The 809-nt window shown below is 64.9% G+C and carries 1 protein-coding gene; it reads left to right on the forward strand.

Annotated elements, in window-relative coordinates:
• Positions 1 to 809, forward strand: an 809-nt coding sequence (locus tag IVA95_RS05935) for an ATP-binding protein (RefSeq protein ID WP_247509666.1), incomplete at both ends; no start/stop codon positions are given.

Below are 809 nucleotides of genomic sequence, written 5' to 3' on the forward strand. Positions count from 1 at the left end.
AAGGCCAAGCCGGCCAAGCGCGCCGCCGCGATCGAGGTCGACGTCCAAGAAGCCGACAAGATCGCCAACCAGTCGATCCGCGTCAACGTCGACACCCTCGAACATTTGATGACCATGGTCTCCGAGCTGGTCTTGACCCGCAACCAGCTCCTGGAAATCTCCCGCCGCAACGAGGACACCGAGTTCAAGGTGCCGCTGCAGCGGCTCTCCAACGTCACCGCCGAGCTGCAGGAAGGCGTCATGAAGACGCGGATGCAGCCGATCGGCAATGCCTGGCAGAAGCTGCCGCGCATCGTGCGCGACCTCTCGGGCGAACTCGGCAAGCAGATCGAGCTCGAGATGCACGGCGCCGACACCGAGCTCGACCGCCAGGTGCTCGATCTGATCAAGGATCCCCTGACCCACATGGTGCGCAACTCCGCCGACCACGGCCTGGAGACGCCGGCCGAGCGGCTGGCGGCCGGCAAGGGCGAGCAGGGCACGATCAGGCTGTCGGCCTACCACGAGGGCGGCCACATCATCATCTGCATCGCCGATAACGGCCGCGGGCTGAACACCGAGCGGATCAAGGCGAAAGCGCTGCAGAACGGCCTCGTCACCGAGGCCGAACTGGAGAAGATGACCGAAGCGCAAGTTCACAAGTTCATCTTCGCGCCGGGCTTTTCCACCGCCGCCACCGTCACCTCGGTCTCCGGCCGCGGCGTCGGCATGGACGTGGTGCGCACCAATATCGACCAGATCGGCGGCACCATCGACATCAAGAGCGTGGCCGGCGAAGGTTCTTCCGTCACCATCAAGATCCCGCTGAC

The sequence above is a fragment of the Bradyrhizobium sp. 157 genome, assembly GCF_023073815.1.
Classification (GTDB): Bacteria; Pseudomonadota; Alphaproteobacteria; order Rhizobiales; family Xanthobacteraceae; genus Bradyrhizobium.